At 69.0% G+C, this 16,357-nt stretch carries 19 protein-coding genes; 6 read left to right on the top strand and 13 right to left on the bottom strand.

Annotation, left to right across the window (positions count from 1 at the left end; genetic code table 11):
- Positions 1 to 8 precede the first annotated feature (8 nt).
- Complete coding sequence (gene kynU, locus J7E45_RS10600; RefSeq protein WP_215069035.1) at positions 9 to 1,283, top strand: kynureninase; 1,275 nt, start codon at positions 9 to 11, stop codon at positions 1,281 to 1,283.
- A 73-nt stretch (positions 1,284 to 1,356) separates the two neighbouring features.
- On the opposite strand, the gene J7E45_RS10595 is transcribed toward kynU, so the two are convergent.
- The 5 genes from J7E45_RS10595 to rpsF all read right to left on the bottom strand — a co-directional run bounded on the left by J7E45_RS10595 (position 1,357) and on the right by rpsF (position 3,920).
- A complete protein-coding gene (locus J7E45_RS10595) occupies positions 1,357 to 2,088 on the bottom strand; it encodes a GntR family transcriptional regulator (protein ID WP_215069034.1) in 732 nt (243 codons plus the stop codon).
- Between the two features lie 149 nt (positions 2,089 to 2,237).
- A complete protein-coding gene (gene rplI, locus J7E45_RS10590) occupies positions 2,238 to 2,690 on the bottom strand; it encodes a 50S ribosomal protein L9 (RefSeq protein WP_029264267.1) in 453 nt (150 codons plus the stop codon).
- Between the two features lie 11 nt (positions 2,691 to 2,701).
- The gene (gene rpsR, locus J7E45_RS10585) at positions 2,702 to 2,956 is read right to left on the bottom strand and encodes a 30S ribosomal protein S18 (protein ID WP_017829850.1); all 255 of its coding nucleotides are present in this window, start codon (positions 2,954 to 2,956) and stop codon (positions 2,702 to 2,704) included.
- 68 nt (positions 2,957 to 3,024) lie between these two features.
- Positions 3,025 to 3,546: a single-stranded DNA-binding protein gene (locus tag J7E45_RS10580; protein ID WP_091027809.1), complete on the bottom strand. Its 522-nt coding sequence runs from the start codon at positions 3,544 to 3,546 to the stop codon at positions 3,025 to 3,027.
- Positions 3,547 to 3,551: 5 nt separating this feature from the next.
- A complete protein-coding gene (gene rpsF / locus J7E45_RS10575) occupies positions 3,552 to 3,920 on the bottom strand; it encodes a 30S ribosomal protein S6 (RefSeq protein WP_029264265.1) in 369 nt (122 codons plus the stop codon).
- A 227-nt stretch (positions 3,921 to 4,147) separates the two neighbouring features.
- On the opposite strand from rpsF, the gene J7E45_RS10570 reads away from it, so the two are divergent.
- Positions 4,148 to 4,852 (top strand): hypothetical protein, encoded by a 705-nt coding sequence (locus tag J7E45_RS10570; protein WP_251053606.1) that lies wholly within the window; start codon positions 4,148 to 4,150, stop codon positions 4,850 to 4,852.
- 180 nt (positions 4,853 to 5,032) lie between these two features.
- On the opposite strand, the gene J7E45_RS10565 is transcribed toward J7E45_RS10570, so the two are convergent.
- From J7E45_RS10565 to J7E45_RS10545, 5 genes are read right to left on the bottom strand one after another with little or no spacing between them, the layout of a single operon-like run.
- Positions 5,033 to 5,872, bottom strand: coding sequence for an ABC transporter ATP-binding protein (locus tag J7E45_RS10565; protein ID WP_215069032.1), 840 nt, complete (start codon positions 5,870 to 5,872; stop codon positions 5,033 to 5,035).
- Positions 5,865 to 6,686 carry an ABC transporter ATP-binding protein gene (locus J7E45_RS10560; RefSeq protein ID WP_215069031.1) on the bottom strand — a complete coding sequence of 274 codons (822 nt, stop codon included), beginning with the start codon at positions 6,684 to 6,686 and terminating at the stop codon, positions 5,865 to 5,867. The genes J7E45_RS10565 and J7E45_RS10560 overlap by 8 nt, the downstream gene beginning before the upstream one ends.
- Positions 6,683 to 7,594: an ABC transporter permease gene (locus tag J7E45_RS10555; RefSeq protein ID WP_091027829.1), complete on the bottom strand. Its 912-nt coding sequence runs from the start codon at positions 7,592 to 7,594 to the stop codon at positions 6,683 to 6,685. Before J7E45_RS10555 ends, J7E45_RS10560 begins: the two co-directional genes overlap by 4 nt.
- A complete protein-coding gene (locus J7E45_RS10550; RefSeq protein WP_215069030.1) occupies positions 7,591 to 8,652 on the bottom strand; it encodes an ABC transporter permease in 1,062 nt (353 codons plus the stop codon). Before J7E45_RS10550 ends, J7E45_RS10555 begins: the two co-directional genes overlap by 4 nt.
- 11 nt (positions 8,653 to 8,663) lie before the next feature.
- Positions 8,664 to 10,247 (bottom strand): ABC transporter substrate-binding protein, encoded by a 1,584-nt coding sequence (locus J7E45_RS10545; RefSeq protein ID WP_215069029.1) that lies wholly within the window; start codon positions 10,245 to 10,247, stop codon positions 8,664 to 8,666.
- A 150-nt stretch (positions 10,248 to 10,397) separates the two neighbouring features.
- Here J7E45_RS10545 and J7E45_RS10540 point away from each other — a divergent pair, with 150 nt between their 5' ends.
- A complete protein-coding gene (locus tag J7E45_RS10540; RefSeq protein WP_237682566.1) occupies positions 10,398 to 10,985 on the top strand; it encodes an Lrp/AsnC family transcriptional regulator in 588 nt (195 codons plus the stop codon).
- Between the two features lie 22 nt (positions 10,986 to 11,007).
- Here the strand turns inward: J7E45_RS10540 and J7E45_RS10535 are convergent, their stop codons facing one another.
- Together J7E45_RS10535 and J7E45_RS10530 are read right to left on the bottom strand one after the other, a co-directional pair.
- Positions 11,008 to 11,364: a hypothetical protein gene (locus tag J7E45_RS10535; protein WP_231481877.1), complete on the bottom strand. Its 357-nt coding sequence runs from the start codon at positions 11,362 to 11,364 to the stop codon at positions 11,008 to 11,010.
- A 23-nt stretch (positions 11,365 to 11,387) separates the two neighbouring features.
- Positions 11,388 to 11,990 carry a GNAT family protein gene (locus J7E45_RS10530; RefSeq protein WP_308162101.1) on the bottom strand — a complete coding sequence of 201 codons (603 nt, stop codon included), beginning with the start codon at positions 11,988 to 11,990 and terminating at the stop codon, positions 11,388 to 11,390.
- 33 nt (positions 11,991 to 12,023) lie between these two features.
- On the opposite strand from J7E45_RS10530, the gene J7E45_RS10525 reads away from it, so the two are divergent.
- Positions 12,024 to 12,992, top strand: a complete 969-nt coding sequence (locus tag J7E45_RS10525) for a hypothetical protein (RefSeq protein WP_215069027.1) — start codon at positions 12,024 to 12,026, stop codon at positions 12,990 to 12,992.
- Positions 12,989 to 14,092 (top strand): DUF3137 domain-containing protein, encoded by a 1,104-nt coding sequence (locus J7E45_RS10520; RefSeq protein ID WP_215069026.1) that lies wholly within the window; start codon positions 12,989 to 12,991, stop codon positions 14,090 to 14,092. Before J7E45_RS10525 ends, J7E45_RS10520 begins: the two co-directional genes overlap by 4 nt.
- Before the next feature lie 223 nt (positions 14,093 to 14,315).
- Here the strand turns inward: J7E45_RS10520 and J7E45_RS10515 are convergent, their stop codons facing one another.
- Positions 14,316 to 15,629, bottom strand: coding sequence for a glycosyltransferase (locus J7E45_RS10515; RefSeq protein WP_215069025.1), 1,314 nt, complete (start codon positions 15,627 to 15,629; stop codon positions 14,316 to 14,318).
- A 64-nt stretch (positions 15,630 to 15,693) separates the two neighbouring features.
- Between J7E45_RS10515 and J7E45_RS10510 the strand changes: the two genes are divergently transcribed.
- The gene (locus J7E45_RS10510) at positions 15,694 to 16,335 is read left to right on the top strand and encodes a TetR/AcrR family transcriptional regulator (RefSeq protein ID WP_215069024.1); all 642 of its coding nucleotides are present in this window, start codon (positions 15,694 to 15,696) and stop codon (positions 16,333 to 16,335) included.
- The last annotated feature ends 22 nt before the right edge of the window (positions 16,336 to 16,357 follow it).

Below are 16,357 nucleotides of genomic sequence, written 5' to 3'. Positions count from 1 at the left end.
GGACCCTCATGAGCACCACCTCCCTCCGCCCGGCCATCGACCGTGCGACGTGCACCGCCCTCGACGAGAGCGATCCGCTGGCGCCGATGCGCGAGCGCTTCGTGCTGCCCGACGGCGTGATCTACCTCGACGGCAACTCGCTCGGCGTGCTGCCCCGGCACACCGCCGCGCACGTGCAGCGGGTGATCACCGAGGAGTGGGGAACGGGACTCATCCGCAGCTGGAACGACGCCGGGTGGTTCGCGAAGCCGCGCACGGTCGGCGACCGCATCGCGCCGCTGATCGGGGCGGATGCCGGCGAGGTCGTGCTGGGCGACTCGACGTCGGCGAGCCTCTTCCAGGCGACGGTCGCCGCGGTGCGGCTTCGACCCGGCCGCCGGGTGATCGTCGCGGAGCGCGGCAACTTCCCCACCGACCTCTACATGCTGGAGGCGGTGCAGGAGCTGCTCGGCGGGGGAACGCCCCTGGAGCGCCGGCTCATCTCCGACGACGGCCCCACCCTCGACGACGTGCTCGACGAGCACGTCGCCGTCGTCGTGCTCACCCAGGTCGACTACCGGACCGGTCGGATGCACGACATGGCCGAGGTCACGCGCAAGGTGCATGCGGCCGGCGCCCTCGTGGTCTGGGACCTGTGCCACAGTGCCGGTGCCGTGCCGATCGACCTGAACGGAGCGGATGCCGACTTCGCGGTCGGCTGCACCTACAAGTACCTCAACGGCGGTCCCGGCTCGCCGTCGTTCATCTGGGCCGCCACCCGGCACCATGACGCGGCGCGTCCGGCGTTGACCGGCTGGCACGGCCACGCCCGCCCGTTCGACTTCACCGTCGATTACGCTCCTGCCCCGGGCATCGAGCGCTTCCGGGTCGGCACGCCGCAGCTGCTGTCGGTCGCCGGACTCGAGGCCAGCCTCGACATCTGGGACGACGTCGACATGGAGGCAGTTCGCGAGAAGAGCCTGCGGCTGACCGAGCTCTTCATGTCCCTCGTCGACACGCGGCTCACGCCCCACTGGGGAATCGAGCCGGTCACCCCGCGCGAGTCCGTTCGCCGCGGCAGCCAGGTGTCGCTCCGCCATGAAGACGGCTACGCGGTGATGCAGGCCTTGATCGAGCGCGGGGTCATCGGCGACTTCCGGGCGCCCGACCTCATCCGCTTCGGCTTCACGCCGCTCTACACCTCATATGCCGACGTGTGGGATGCGGTCGACGTGCTGGAAGACGTGCTGCGCACCGAGATCTGGCGCGAACCGCGCTTCGCCCGCCGCGGCACCGTCACCTGACCGGCGGGACCATGCGAGGAGGGGACCGGCGATACGTCGCCGGTCCCCTCATCGCATGGTGGTGCGTCGCCCGTCAGGCGCTCTCGCCCGCCGCCTCGGTCGCCGCGGCATCCAGCAGCGCGATCACGCCGTCGCGCACGTGGTTCAGGTGCGACTCGAGCACGCGCAGCGCCTCGTCCGCATCGCCCGCGGCGACCACGTCGATGAGCTCACTGTGCGAATGGTCGTGCGCACCGGGCGAGACCAGGCGCCAGCCGAGCACATAGCGCCCGAGCTTCAGGCGCAGCTGCTCGATCATCTCCCACATCAGCGGACGCGATTCGGCGTCGTACAGCGTCGCGTAGAACTCGGTGCGTGCCTCGACGAACTCGCCGCCCTCGGAGATGTCGTCGGCCGTCTTCGCGAGGTCACGCAGGCGGGCGACCCGTTCCGGCGTGATCTCGGCCATCGCCAGCCGCAGCGCCTCCTTCTCGAGCAGAGTGCGCAGGTGGTAGACCTCTGTGGCCTCCTCGACCGAGAGCGCACGCACCATCGCACCGCGGCGCGCGTGGAAGATCACGAGCCCGTCGGCCTCGAGCTGGATCAGCGCCGAGCGGATGGGCAGTCGCGAGATGCCGATGGACTCGGCCAGCGTCTCCTGGCGCAGCTTCATCCCCGGCGGGAGTGTGCCGTCGAGGATCGCATCGCGGATGATGTCGTACGCCATCGCGCCGACCGACCGGTATCCGGCTCCGTGCCGCTGCGCGAGCTTCTGCAGCGCCTCGGCCCGCTCCTTGGGCGACGCGGCGTTTCCTGATTGCACCATGGGCCGAGGTTATCGGATCAGCGCCCCGAACTCTGCATTCTGGATCCAAAATCACCCGCGTCGCGGTCTGTGCGTGCCGCGGAAGCACACGCCCCACACGCACAGAACGCCCCCTGTCCCGAAGGACAGGGGGCGTTCCGGGAAGTGCCTTACTTGGCGGCGACGACCTGCAGCGTGATGACTGCAGTGACGTCTTCGTGCAGACGCACGGTCGCCTCGTGGTCACCGGTCACCTTGATGGGCGACGGGATGTGCACCTTGCGCTTGTCGATCGAACCCAGGCCGGCGGCTGCGACAGCATCCGCGACGTGGTCGGTCTTGACGGAGCCGAAGAGACGACCCTCCTTGCCGGCCTTGACCGCGAGACGCACCTTGGTGCCCTCGAGAGCGTTCTTCAGCGCGACAGCGTCGTCACGATCGTGGATCGCGCGTGCCTGACGCGCGGCCTGGATCGAAGCGACCTGCTTTTCGCCACCGCGGGTCCACGCCGTAGCGAAGCCCTGCGGGATGAGGAAGTTCCGGGCGTACCCGTTCTTGACCTCGACAACGTCACCGGCACTACCCAGCCCGGCGACCTCGTTCGTGAGAATCAGCTTTGCCATCTCGATACCCCTTACCGGCCGGCGCCAGCGTAGGGCAGGAGCGCCATTTCGCGCGCGTTCTTGATCGCCGTGGCGATCAGACGCTGCTCCTGCACCGAGACACCGGTGATACGACGGGCACGGATCTTGCCGCGCTCCGAGACGAACTTGCGAAGGGTGGCGACATCCTTGTAATCGATGACACCAACCCGGATGGACTTCGCGGGAGCGGTGGGCTTGCCACCCTTCCGCGGCTTGCGGCGGTCGCCGCTCGACTTTCCAGCCATTGTTTTTCCTTAGTGATGAGCGGATGCCGGTTTCCGAGACGAGCTCGGCGGCCGGATCCAGAAGTTGTTCAGAACGGGGTGTCGTCGCCGAAGCTGCCCGGAGTGCTCCAGGCATCTGCGCTCGTCGAGGAACCGGGGGTCGACCACGGCTCTTCCGACACCTGCTGCTGCGCGGGACGAGCCTGTCCGCCGCCGGCACCACCGGCACCGCCGGCACCACCGGTCGAGGCCGCACGGGTGACCTGCGCGGTCGCGTACCGGAGCGAGGGGCCGATCTCGTCGACCTCCAGCTCGATCGCGGTGCGCTGGTTGCCCTCGCGGTCCTGGTAGGAGCGCTGACGCAGACGGCCCTGCGCGATGACGCGCATGCCCTTCGTCAGCGAACCCGCCACGTGCTCGGCGAACTCGCGCCAGACGGATGCACGGAGGAACAGCGCATCGCCGTCCTTCCACTCATTCGCGGCACGGTCGAAGTTCCGAGGCGTCGAAGCGATGGTGAAGTTCGCCACCGGCAGCCCGTTCTGCGTGTAGCGCAGCTCGGGGTCGGCCGTGAGGTTTCCCACAACGGTGATGACGGTTTCGCCGGCCATGGACGTCAGGCCTTCGCAGCCTTGGCGGCCTTGCGAGCAGCCTTCTCTTCGGAGCGCTTGGCCTCCGAAGCGACCATCGCCTGAGCCTCTTCCGAGCGGAGGACCTTGGTGCGCATGATCTGCTCGTTCAGCTTCAGCTGACGGTCGAGCTCCTGCGTGGCCTCGCTGGTAGCGGTGAAGTTGACGACGGCGTAGATGCCTTCGTTCTTCTTCTGGATCTCGTAGGCCAGACGGCGCTTACCCCAGATGTCGACCTTGTCAATCGAGCCACCATCGTTGGTGATGACCTTCAGGAACTTGTCGAGCGTAGGTGCGACCTGGCGCTCGTCGATCTCGGGAGTCAGAATGACCATGAGTTCGTACTGGTGCGTCACTTACCCACCTCCTTCGGACTAGAACGGCTCTCGGGACTTTCCCGGGAGCAGGAGGGTGTGTGCACGTGCCCGCCCCAGGAATCCCGAATGGACGCCGGAAAGCAGACAACCTCGACAGTCTAGCGGAGATTCCTCCGTGTCGCCCGCACGGGTCGGCGCCCACCCTTGGCATGCTGGAGGGCGTGCCCGGTGACGGTCATCAGGCACTCGACCAGAGGGGGGACGCCATGCGCGTCAACAAATGGGGGGTCGGCGTGATTCTCGCCGCCGCCGTGCTGCTCACCGGATGCTCGGCGGGCGGATCGGACAAGCCGGCCGAGTCGAAGCCGAGCAGCGGCGCTTCGCAGGAGGCCGAGGCTCCGGCGACGGACTGCCCTGAGCTGAAGGACGGCGACACCGTCGACGGCTCGGCACTCGGCGCCTGCATCGCAGACGCCATGTCGACCACCGCGGGCTACGCCGCGAAGACCACCGTCATGGGCATCGAGTCGACGGCGAAGTTCAACCCGTCGGAGAAGGCCCTCGAGTCGATCTCTCCGGCCGGCTCGCTGATCGCCATCGGCGACGACGTCTGGGTGAAGTCCGCGACGAGCGAGTGGCAGGTCGCCGATCCGAAGTCGAGCGACCCGGTCATCGCCGCGCTGAGCGCCACCGCCGCCGACGTCACGTCGCTCGACCCGGCTGCTGCCGCCGAGGCCATGACCGGCGAGTTCACGGTGACCGGCACCGGCGAGCGCCTGGGCGAAGAGGTCTTCCTCCTGACCGGCTCGATCGACCAGCAGGGCACCACGGTCGACGTCGTCTTCGAGGTCACGGCGGACTACGTCAACCTCGCGTCGACCAGCACCGCCTCGCTCGAGGGCCAGTCGGTCGAGATCTCGATGGAGATCACCGAGTGGGACGTGAAGCAGGACATCGTCGCACCGCTCTGATCCAGAGCTGATGCTGCGGGCCGGGGCTGCTGCCTCGGCCCGCAGTGCGTTCGGGGATCTCCGCGAGGCTCCGGGTCACACGGAATGCAGGAGATCGCGCGTTGTGAAGGAGCTCGTGCCCGATCCGGTCCTTCAGGTCGGGATATCTCCTTCGTGTCACGCGTTTCAGTACATGGCCGCTCAGTACATGACCGGCGGGATCTCGGCCCACACCGTGCGGTCGTCGACCGAGGGTGCGGCGGGGATGCGGCCGGCACCGTCGGGCTCCGGGATCGCCGCGAGCAGCGCCTTCGTGTACGGATGCTGCGGCGCCGCCCAGAGCTGATCCGTCGGACCGGACTCGAGCACACGCCCGCCGAACATCACGAACGTGCGGTCAGCGATGCGGCGCACCACGGCGAGGTCGTGCGAGATGAACAGCATCCCGGCTCCCGACTCCGCGACCAGGTCACGCATCAGGCCTGCCACACTCGTCTGCGTCGAGGCGTCGAGTGCCGAGATCGGCTCATCGGCGACGAGGAGCGATGGCCGCGCGGCCAGGGCCCTGGCGATCGCGATGCGCTGCTTCTGCCCACCCGAGAACTGGTGCGGGAAGCGGGTGCTCACGGTCGTCGGCAGGCCGACGCGTTCCAGCCACTCGTCGACGGTCGACCCCTCGGCGCCGCGCGCCCGGGCGGTCGCGATGCCGTCGGCGATCTGGTCGCCCACACGGCGGCGGGGGTTCAGCGACGTCGCCGGATCCTGGAACACCATCTGGATGCCGGTCATCGCGGTCGGACGACGACGGATGCCGAGGGGGGCCACGGGCTCATCGCGGAAGAGCACCGTTCCGCCGGCGGTCTTCTCGATGCCGACGACGGCGCGGGCGAGGCTCGACTTGCCGCTGCCGGACTCGCCGACGAGCGCGACTGTCTCACCCGCGGCGACACGGATCGACACCCCGTTCACGGCGATCACGGGCGGGTTGCCCGGGTAGCGCACGACCACGTCCTGCGCGTCGAGGACTGCGACCTCACTCATCTGCGGCCTCCTGCTCCGGTGCCTCATCGATGCGCGACCCCGGCAGGGCCGCGAGCAGCATCCGCGTGTAGTCGTGCTGCGGGTCGAGGAACAGCGTCTCGCGATCGGCGAGCTCGACCACACGGCCGTCCTTCATGACGGCCACCCGGTCGGCGATCGCGCTCATCACACCCAGGTCGTGCGTCACGAGCAGCACCGCGAGGTTGCGCTGCACCGCGAGGTCGCGCAGCAGCTGCAGGATGCCGGCCTGCACGGTGACGTCGAGGGCCGTGGTCGGCTCATCGGCCAGCAGCACCTCGGGGTCGCAGGCCAGGGCGCACGCGATGGCGATGCGCTGCCGCTGTCCGCCGGAGAACTGGTGCGGGTAGCGCTTGAGGGCCTCGGCGGGGTTCGGCACCTGCACGGTCTCGAGCAGTTCGATCGCCCGTTCTCGTGCCGCCGCGCCCTTGAGCCCGAGGTGCACGCGCATGTGGTCGGTGAGCTGGCGGCCGACCGGCAGCTGCGGGTGCAGCGACGCCGACGGGTCCTGGAACACCATCGCGATGCGCTTGCCGCGGACCCGGTTGAGAGAGCGACGCTTCAGCCCGACGAGCTCTTCACCGCCGAGGAGGATCGATCCGCCCGTCTTCGCCTGCCGGGGCAGCAGTCCCAGCACGGCGAGCGAGGTCAGCGTCTTGCCCGATCCGGATTCGCCGGCGAGACCGTGGATGCGACCGGCCTCGAGTTCGAGCGAGACGCCCTTGACGAGCGGGCGGCCGATGTCGATGGTCAGGTCGCGGATGCTGAGCACGCTGGATCCCTGCACGGTGGTCATGCCGCCACCCCCGTCGCCGATGCCTTGTGCTCCGCGGCCTTCTCGTGCGTGATCTCGGCCGTGGGGTCGAGCACGTCGCGCATCGCGTCGCCGAGGAAGTTGAACGCCAGCACGACGGTCAGGATCGCGAGACCCGGGAAGACCCCGAGCCACCAGGCGTCGAAGTTCTGCATCGCACCCGAGATCATGGACCCCCACTCGGCGGTCGGCGGCTGGGCGCCGAGGCCGAGGAAGGAGAGTCCGGAGAGCAGCAGGATGGCCGCGCCGATGTCGAGCGTCGCGAGCACCAGGACCGGGCCGGCGATGTTCGGGAGGATGTCGACGAACAGCGTCCGGGCGGGCGAGTGCCCGAGCAGTCGTCCGGCGATCACGTAGTTCTGGCCGCGCAGACCCAGCACGATGCTGCGGGTGACGCGGGAGTATTGCGGCCACGACACCACGATCGCCGCGATCACCGCGTTGAACAGCGACGGACCGAGCGAGGCCGCGACCACCATCGCGAGGATCACGGTCGGGAACGCCATGAACAGGTCGGTGATGCGCATCAGCGTCTCGTCGATCCAGCCACCGAAGTAGCCGGCGACGGCGCCGATGACGGTACCGATGATCATCGCGGCGATCACGAGCATGAGCGCGAGCGGCAGGCTCACGGTCGCACCCGTCATCAGACGCGAGAAGATGTCGCGGCCGTTGCCGTCGGTGCCCAGCAGCGTGTCGATGCCGGGCGCCTGCAGGCGAGGCAGCACCTGGGCGTTCGGCGGATACGGCACCCACCACTGCGCGGTGAACGCCACGATCACCCAGGCGCCCGCGATGACGGTGCCGATGATGCCGAGCGGGGTGCGCCAGGCGCGGGGCCAACGGAAGCGGAAGCGGCCGGCGGGCGTGGCGGCGGCGATGCGGCTCATGCGATCCTCACTCTCGGGTCGAGCACGCCGTAGAGGATGTCGACGATGAAGTTGATGAGGAGGTAGATCATGCCGACCACGAGACCGACGCCCATGATGCCGGGCAGGTCGAGGTTCGCGGCGGAGTTGTAGGCGTAGGTGCCGAGCCCCGGCCAGGCGAACACCGACTCGACGAGCACCGTGCCCGAGAGCAGGGCCCCGAATGCGACACCGACGACGGTGAGGATCGGCAGCGAGGCTCCGCGGAGCACGTAGTCGAGGATCACGCGCATGGCGGGAAGGCCCTTGGCCCGGGCGGCGCGCACGTAGTCGCTGCCGAGGACCTCGAGCACCGAGGTGCGGATGAAGCGGGTGAGCAGTCCGATCGTCACGAGCGAGAGCACCATGACCGGCAGCGCGAGGTGCGCGAGGGCGTCGAAGAAGCCGACCGCATCGCCGTTCAGGAGGTAGTCGACCGTGTAGAGGCCCGTCACGCGCGGCGGCGGCGTGATCGACGGCGAGATGCGCCCGGATCCCGGCGCGATGCGCAGCTCGAGGAAGAAGACGTAGAAGCTGACGAGCGCCAGCCAGAAGGTCGGCACGCTCAGCCCGACCAGGGTCACGACCCGGATGACCTGGTCGGTGACGAGGCCGCGACGGTACGCGGCGAGGGTGCCGAGCACGATGCTGACCGCGAGGCTGACGATGATCGCGCCGATCGCGATCTCGATGGTCGCGGGCACCGCGGTGGCGAGGTCGCTGGTGACCGGTTGTCCGGTCACCAGCGACGTGCCGAGGTCCCCGCGCAGCAGGTTCCCCATATAGATGAAGTACTGCACGAACAGTGGCTGGTCGAGTCCGTTCGCCTGGATGAACGCCTCACGCGTCGCCGGGTTCTGCGACGCGCCCTCACCGAGCGCGGCCGAGACCGGGTCTCCGGGCACCAGGTTGGTGAGCGCGAACGTCACGAGCGTCACGCCCACCAGCAGGAGCAGGGAGGTTCCCGCCCGCCGCAGCAGATATCCGACCAGAGGCGATCGGCGCCGCTGCGCCTGCCTCTGCACCGCCACTGTCGTCATGGGATTTCCGTTCAGCCGGCGGGCGTGATCTCGGCGATGTCCATCTCCCAGACGGAGTTGTACACCGCACCGCTCACGCTGTCGGCCGACGAGATGTTGCGACCGGGGACGATCAGCGGGACGAACGGGCCCTCGGCCTGCATCGCCTCGGCGAACTCGGTGAACGCGGCCGTGCGCTGCTCGGGGTCGGTCGCCGCGGCAGCACCGGCGGCGATTCCCGCGATCTCGGGGTTGGCCTCAGCAGCCCAGCCGGCACGGAGTCCGACCTTCAGGCCGGGCGCGAAGGGCAGGAAGTTCGCGGAGTCCGCGTAGTCCGGACCCCAGAACCACAGGCCGAAGCCCTCGGTGCCGTTGACGTAGGAGTCGAGCTCGGTCGCGAAGGGCGCGGGGGCCAGTTCGACCGTGATGCCGGCATCCTCGAGCTGCGCCTGGATGCGCTCGGCGAGCGGGGTGAACTCCACGCCGCCGACCGGGTAGTCGTTCGGGAACTTCAGCTGGAGGGTCTGGCCCGTGTAACCGGCCTCGGCGAGTGCCGCCTCAGCCTTGTCGAGGTCCTGCTCCACGCCGGAGTCCAGGGCGCCTTCGAATCCGGGCGGGATGACGCCGGTCGCCTGCACGGAGCCGGCACCGGCCAGCTCCAGCAGCGCGTCGTAGTCGAGCGCGTAGCGGATCGCCTCGGACATCTTCACGTTCGCCAGCTCACCGGCGACCGCCTCGGACTGGTTCAGCAGCAGGAAGATGGTCTGCCCGGAGGGAACCGAGTCGACCGTGACACCGTCGCCGAGGCCGGCGACCTGGTCGCCGTTGAGGTCCATCGCGACCATCGAGTCGCCACCCTTGAGGTTGGCGAGCTGCGTGGCGCTCTCGGAGACGTTGCGGACGACGACGCGCTTGTACGCCGACTCCTCGTCACCGTTGTACTCGTCGCTCTTCGTCAGCACGACCTGCGAGCTGAGGTCGAGGGTGTCGAGGACGAAGGGACCGGAACCCGCCGACTCGCCGTCGAGGAACTTCTGCGCCGAGTCGGTGCCGTCGATCGTGCCGCCGTTCTCGATCACGACGTCGGAGTTGACGATGCCGAGCGCCGGGTTCGCGAGGATCGCGGGCAGCTGCAGCAGCGGGGTCTCCGACGTGATCTGGATCGTCTTGTCGTCGACCTCGGTGATGGTGAGGCCGCCGAGCAGGAAGTTCGGCTTGGCGTCGGCCATGCCCTGGATGCGCTGGAGCGAGAAGACGACGTCCTTCGCCTCGATCGGCGAGCCGTCGGAGAAGACGCGGTCGCCCTCGAGCGTGAAGGTGAACTCGGTCGCTTCGTCGTTCTGCTCCCACGAGGCGAGGCCGGGCACCGGGGTCGAGACGTCGGAGCCTTCGAAGTCGACGAGGGTCTCGTACAGCGCCTTCGCGATCATGTTGCCGGTCGGGTCGTAGGTGTGACCCGGGTCGGCCGTCTCGATCGAGAACGCGGTGTCGATGACGAGCGAGTCGGAGCCGGCGGAGTCGCCATTGCCTGCCGAGTTCCCTCCCGAGCATCCGGCGAGCGCGAAGATCGCGACCGCTCCGAGCGCGATGACCGGCGTGATACGGCGTGACGACATGAGGACCTCCAGGGGCGAGGAGTACATTCGGGTGAGTCGCCACCGATGTGGACGACCGGGGTTCAGATTCGCATCATATGCGACGATGTGTCCAGCGAGTGTGGGTGGTCCCAGCACGCTCTGTCCAGAACGTCGGTCGTGAGGAGCAATATGTCCAGCAAGGATGCGGATCAGTCGAAGCATTCTGGACGAAGTGCCGCCCCATTGGACGAGACGGCATACAGAATCCTCGATGTGCTGCGTGATAACGGTCGCGTCTCGATCGCCGCTCTCGCCGACAAGGTCGGCATCTCCCGCGCAAGTGCGTACACGCGGGTCGAGTCGCTGGTGCACGACGGGGTCATCACCGGGTTCAGCGCCCGGGTCGATCAGGCCAAGGCCGGACTCTCGATCGGCGCGCTCGTGTTCGTCACGGTGATGCCGCAGGCCTGGGCGTCGTTCCGGGAGCGTGTGCTCGAGATGCCCGATGTCGAGTGGTGCGCCATCACCACCGGCGAGCACGACGCGATGCTACTGATCCGCGCCGTCGACGTGAGCGGCGTACACGAGTTCTCCACGGGGGTCATCGCGCAGCTCCCGGAGGTGCGGACCGTGGTCAGCGTCGTCGTGCTCGACGAAGTGATCCGCCGGCCCTACCTGCTGCCGGCCGATCTGCCCGAGCGCAGCACCGAGATCCCGCTCGGGATGACGCGCTGGACGCCGGCCACCGCCGGTCGAGACGCACTGCCGCCGCGCTGAGCCCCCGCTCCCCGCTGAGGGGTCAGGCGGCGATCTCCTCGCACACGCTGAGCTGCGGGAGTCCGTGCATCTCGTAGTGCTCGACCAGGCGGATGCCGCCGTCGTCGGTGAGCTCGAGCTCGCTCTCGCCGTCGCCGGTCACCACGGTGCCGTCGGCCTTGAGCACGTGCACGAAAGACACCCAGATCGTGTCAGCGGTGCGCGTGCCGACGAACTTGCCGAACGTGACCGTGTCGCCCTCGTACCCGCCCCAGATCGCGCCGTCGCGCTCGAAGTACTCGAAGATGCTCGGGGACTCGGGGTCGACCGCAGAAGTCGTGGACGAGACCATCCGGAAGCGGCGGCCGTCGAGGGAGGGGAGGGTTGCTGTCGCAGTCACACCCTCGATTATGCGGGATGCCGTCACGCGCCGGCCGTTCGCCGCCCGCGCCATTCGTCTTCGAGGAGTGCGTAGACGAGCAGGGTTGACCACTCGTCCTTGAACCACTCGCTCTCGACGAACCGCGCTTCGAGTCGGAAGCCGAGTCGTTCGACGACCCGCGCGGATGCGGTGTTGCGTGCATCGATCCGTGCCGCGATACGGTGCAGGCCGAGTCCGTCGAAGCCGAGCGTGAGCAGTGCCTGCACGGCTTCGGTCGCGTAGCCGCGTCCGGCGACACGAGGGTCGAAGATGTAGCCGACCTCGCCCGCTCGATCGTTCTCGCTCCGCCAGAACAGCACCACGTCACCCACGAGTTCGCCGGTCTCGCGCTCTTCGACGGCGAGGCTCACGGCGTCGCCCTCGTTGTCGAAGCGCGTGTTCGACCAGATCGTGGCGATGCGCCGCTCGATGTCCGCGTGCTCCAGCGGCCCATAGGGCACGTAGCGCACGGCATCCACGTCGGACTTGTACACGTGCATCGCGGTGGCGTCGCCGGGAGCGATCGGACGCAGGATCAGGCGTTCGGTGCGGATCGGATACTCCGGGGCGAACGCACCGGACGAAGGCGCGGCTGTGGGGGACACGGCTCTCACCTTACGGCCGGGTAGCGTGGTCGCATGGAGTGGATGTCTGATCCCTCGGCGGGAGCCTGGGTGCGCGAGCGACTCGACACGGACCTCGAGACGATGCATTCGGTGGTCCCGCGCGGTTTCGCCGCCTATGCGCGGATCCTGCATCCGGCGATCGTCCGCTCGCTGCCGGACCGTGCGGTGCCGACCTCGGACGAGTGGGACCGGCTGCCCGAGTCGGAGCAGCATGCGCTGCGCGGGCAGTTCGTCGACGAGCCCGCCACCTGGGCGCGGACGGCCGCTGCCTTCGACACGACCCTGCACCCGCTCGCACAGTGGCACCGGATCGTGCGGACACCGACCGATGAGGACTGGCGCACGCGGATCGCTCCGGACGGTCGCGAGTTCTCCGCCCCACTGGAAGGCGAGCTCGCCCCCGAGCATCTGGCGGCCATCGCGACGCACCTCGTCGGTCACACCCAGACCCCGGATGCCGGTTTCGCCGCGCTCTGGGAGGGCCGCGGCGATCTGTTCGGCTTCTACGGCATCACCCCGTCCGGCGGTTCCCTGGCCTTCACGGACGACCCGAACCATCAGGCGATGCTCGATCGCAGCACGCACGATCCGTTCAACAACGTCTTCCGCAAGCCCACCTGGCAGGAGGGCATCCTCTCGCGCGAGATCTCCGAAGGGCCGCGCCTCCGGCTCCCAATGCGCGATCACGTGCTGTTCTCGGCGCCGCCGCGCGCCTTCGCCGACCCGGAGTGGGCCCGGCAGGTTCCGTGGCGCGATCGCCTCGCCGAAGAGCGCGGGTTCCCCCGGCCGCCCCAGAGCCCGAGCCTGCTGTGGCCCGAGGATCACGCCTGGGTGATGGTGAGCGAGGTCGACTTCGACTCGACGATCGTGGCCGGCTCCCCCGCGCTGATCGCCGCGCTCAGCGCCGACGAGCGGCTCGAGGCCTTCGCGATTCCGGAGGGCGCCGACCTCACCTGGGACGCCGACACGGTGAACCGGTGACTTCGCCGCAGACGCCCTTCGACGCGCGACCGCTCACCGACCCGGTCGACGCAGCCGCCGTGCGCGCCTTCGCCGCGGAGCTGCGTTCGCGTCCGTCGTCGCGGACGTCGGCATCCACCGTCATCGGCATCATCGCCGTCGCGATCGCCGCGGTCGTGCTGATCCCGGTCATGGTCAGTGTGATCGTGAGCATCGCGTCGCTCGGCGGAAGCCCGTCTGCGATGGCTATCCCGCTGGTGCTGATCGTCCTGCTGCTGGCGGCCGCGGGCGTCATGATCTGGCTCGGTGTGCGCAATGCGCAGACCACGCGGTACCGGCTGCATCGGTTCGCGCAGGCGAACGGTATGTCGTACGAGCCGAAGGTGGCCGACCCTCCCCTGCCCGGCATGATCTTCAGCCTCGGCCGGTCGCGGCAGTCGACAGACCTGCTCCGGGGCACGAGGCCGCGCTTCGTGGAGTTCGGCAACTACCAGTACACGGTGCAGTCGGGCAAGAACTCGACCACCTACCGCTGGGGCTACGTGGCCGTGAAGCTCGACGTGCCGCTGCCGAACATCGTGCTCGACGCGAAGGGCAACAACGGCTTCGGCTCGAACCTGCCCGCCTCGTTCCAGAAGGAACAGCGCCTGTCGCTCGAGGGCGACTTCGACCAGCACTTCACCCTGTACTGCCCGGCCGGCTACGAACGCGATGCGCTCTACCTGTTCACGCCCGACATCATGGCGCGGTTCATCGACAACGCCGCTCAGCTCGACGTCGAGATCGTCGACGACTGGCTCTTCCTGTACACGCAGCGCAAGGTGTCGACCCTCGATCCGGCGACCTGGGCCTGGCTGTTCGGCACGGTCGGCGCGCTGCTGACGAAGTTCGATCAGTGGGCGCGGTGGCGCGACGAGCGCCTGGTCGCCGAGAACCCGGGTGCCACGGCATCCGCTGCGGTTCCGGGCCAGGCGTTGCCGTTCGCTGCGCCGGCGGGCCTGCTCACGCCGCCGGCGGGCGTCGCACCGCAGGGACGACGACTGAAGCGCGGCGGCACGTGGCTGCCGCTGATCGTCGTGATCGCGTTCGCCGCGTTCTGGTTCCTGAGTCGCATGAACTGAGGCGGAGTCCGAGTGTGGGGGTGGGTGTCGGCTGGGGACCGAACTCCCACCCCATCCCCCCTCGGGATCGAAAGAAGATCGACTCTCCCTCCGCATGGCGGCTGAGCCGCCCCGCCCACCGTCAGCTGGGGACTGACACTGCTGGGCGTATATCCGAATGGTATACCGGATGGGGTTGCAACGCGTTGCATCTATGCGCCGGAATGCGCTTTCTAGCGCGGGGTCAGCTCCGGGCACCGCCCCGGACCCGCGCCCACCGACCCGCGAGCTCGTCGAGGGATCGGTCCAGCTCTCGCCACGCATCGGCATCGCGCATGGCCGCACCGATCCGCTCGGCGTTCGCGCGATAGGAGGAGTCCGACCGCACGCGCTCCACGGCGCGCGCGACCTGCGCCGGCGTCGCGGTGCTGGTGCGCAGATTCACCCCGGCACCCGACCAGCCCACTCGCGCACAGACCTCGACCTTGTCCTCGGTCTGCCCGGCGACCACGAGCGGAACCCCGTGCGCGAGCGCCTGCTGCACGCCGCCGTAGCCGCCGTTGGTGACCAGCACATCGACGAGGGGCAGCAGACGGTCGTACGGAAGGTACTCGGCGACGCGCACGTTGTCGGGCAGCTTTCCGGCCAGCGCATCGACCGGGCGTCCACCCGTCGACACCACGACCAGGGCATCGGATGCGGCGAGCGCGGCGATGGTCGGCTGCACGAGCTGTCCGAAGTCGGAGTTGGCGATGGTCCCCTGCGTGACGTGCACGATCGGCCGTGAACCGTCGAGGTCGGACCACCACTCCGGCAGGACGGGGTCGGAGGGGGTCGGAGGCAGCGGCCCCGCGAAGTGCACGGTGGCGGGAAGGTCCGGGCGCGGGTACTCGAACTCGGGCACGGTGAACTGCACGTAGGCGTCGGCGCGGCCCGCCCAATCGAGCACGAAGCCGCCCAGGTCGCGGCCGACCTCACGCCGCGCCATCGCGTCAGCCTCCTTCTGCACTCCACCGAAGATCGCGCGCTCGGCGACCGTGCGCAGTGCGGCATTGCGCAGGCGACCGAGAGGGCCGGGCAACGGGGTGACACCGAGTCCGAACGGCGCCGTGTCGGCACTGCGCGCCCCAAGCGGGAAGATGCCGAGCACCACGACAGGCGGCCTCTCGTGCGCGGGCAGCAGCTGCAGGAGCGCCCCGCCGACGAAGAGCGGCTCGGTGAGGACGGCGTCGACGGGGCGGGCTTCGAGCTCGGCGCGGATCGCCGCCAGTTGAGCAGCGCCGGGGCGGACGAAGAGGTTGCTCATGTCGAACCGCAGGGCAGCCGGACCGGTGAGCCCCCGACGCTCGGGGAACGCGCCGTCGGCGTCGTCGAGATCGACATCGGCGTCGACGGGCAGCGGGAGGAAGCGCGCACCAGCGGCCTGCACGCGTTCGGCATAGCGGCTGCTCGTGAGGAAGCTCACGTCGTGGCCGCGGGAGAGGAGGTGGCGAGCGATCTGCAGCAAGGGCACGACATGGCCGTGCGCGGGCGTGCAGGTGATGAGGTAGCGGGACATGGCGGGTTCTTTCCCTAAGATCGGATGTACCGTCGTAGTATTCATCACCCCGTTAGGAAAGTCAATGGTTGAGGCCACTCCCCGCGCCTATCGATCGGAGCTGCGCGCCCGCCAGGCGCAGGAGACCCGCTCGCGCATCGTCGCCGCATCCGCCCGCCTGTTCGCGACGCAGGGGTATCAGGCGACCACGATCGCCGCGATCGCCCGCGAGGCGGGGGTGTCCGCCGAGACCGTGAAGACGACGGCCGCGAAGGCCGAGCTGCTGATCGCCGCATTCGAGACCACGTTCTCGGGATCGGAGGGCGCGGATTCCCTCGCCGACACCGAGGTCGCCGCCGGCTTGCTCGAGCTGCCGGACGAGGCCTTCCTCGATGTGGTGCTGACCCAGATCACCACTGCGAACGCGCGAGGTCACGGGCTGTGGACGGTGCTGCTCGGTGCCGCACTCTCCGACCCGGTCGTCGACGCCGCCCTGCACCGCATCCTGGAGCGTCGCGGCGCGGACTACCGCATGTTGGTCTCGGAGCTGCGACGGCGCGGCATCGCCGCCCCCGGCATCGATGAGGCGACGACGGCCGACGCCCTGTCGTTCCTGCTCTCCCCCGAGAGCTACCAGCAGCTCGTCGCGCAGTCCGGGTGGACGACCGACCGCTACGCCGCGTGGCTGCGCGCGGCGGTCGATGCGGAGATCATCGCCGCGCGCTGACCTCGTTACCCCGAGTGACGGG

Source organism: Microbacterium sp. ISL-59, from assembly GCF_018613945.1.
Classification (GTDB): domain Bacteria; phylum Actinomycetota; class Actinomycetes; order Actinomycetales; family Microbacteriaceae; genus Microbacterium; species Microbacterium oxydans_B.
This window is presented reverse-complemented; position numbering and strand designations above follow the sequence as displayed.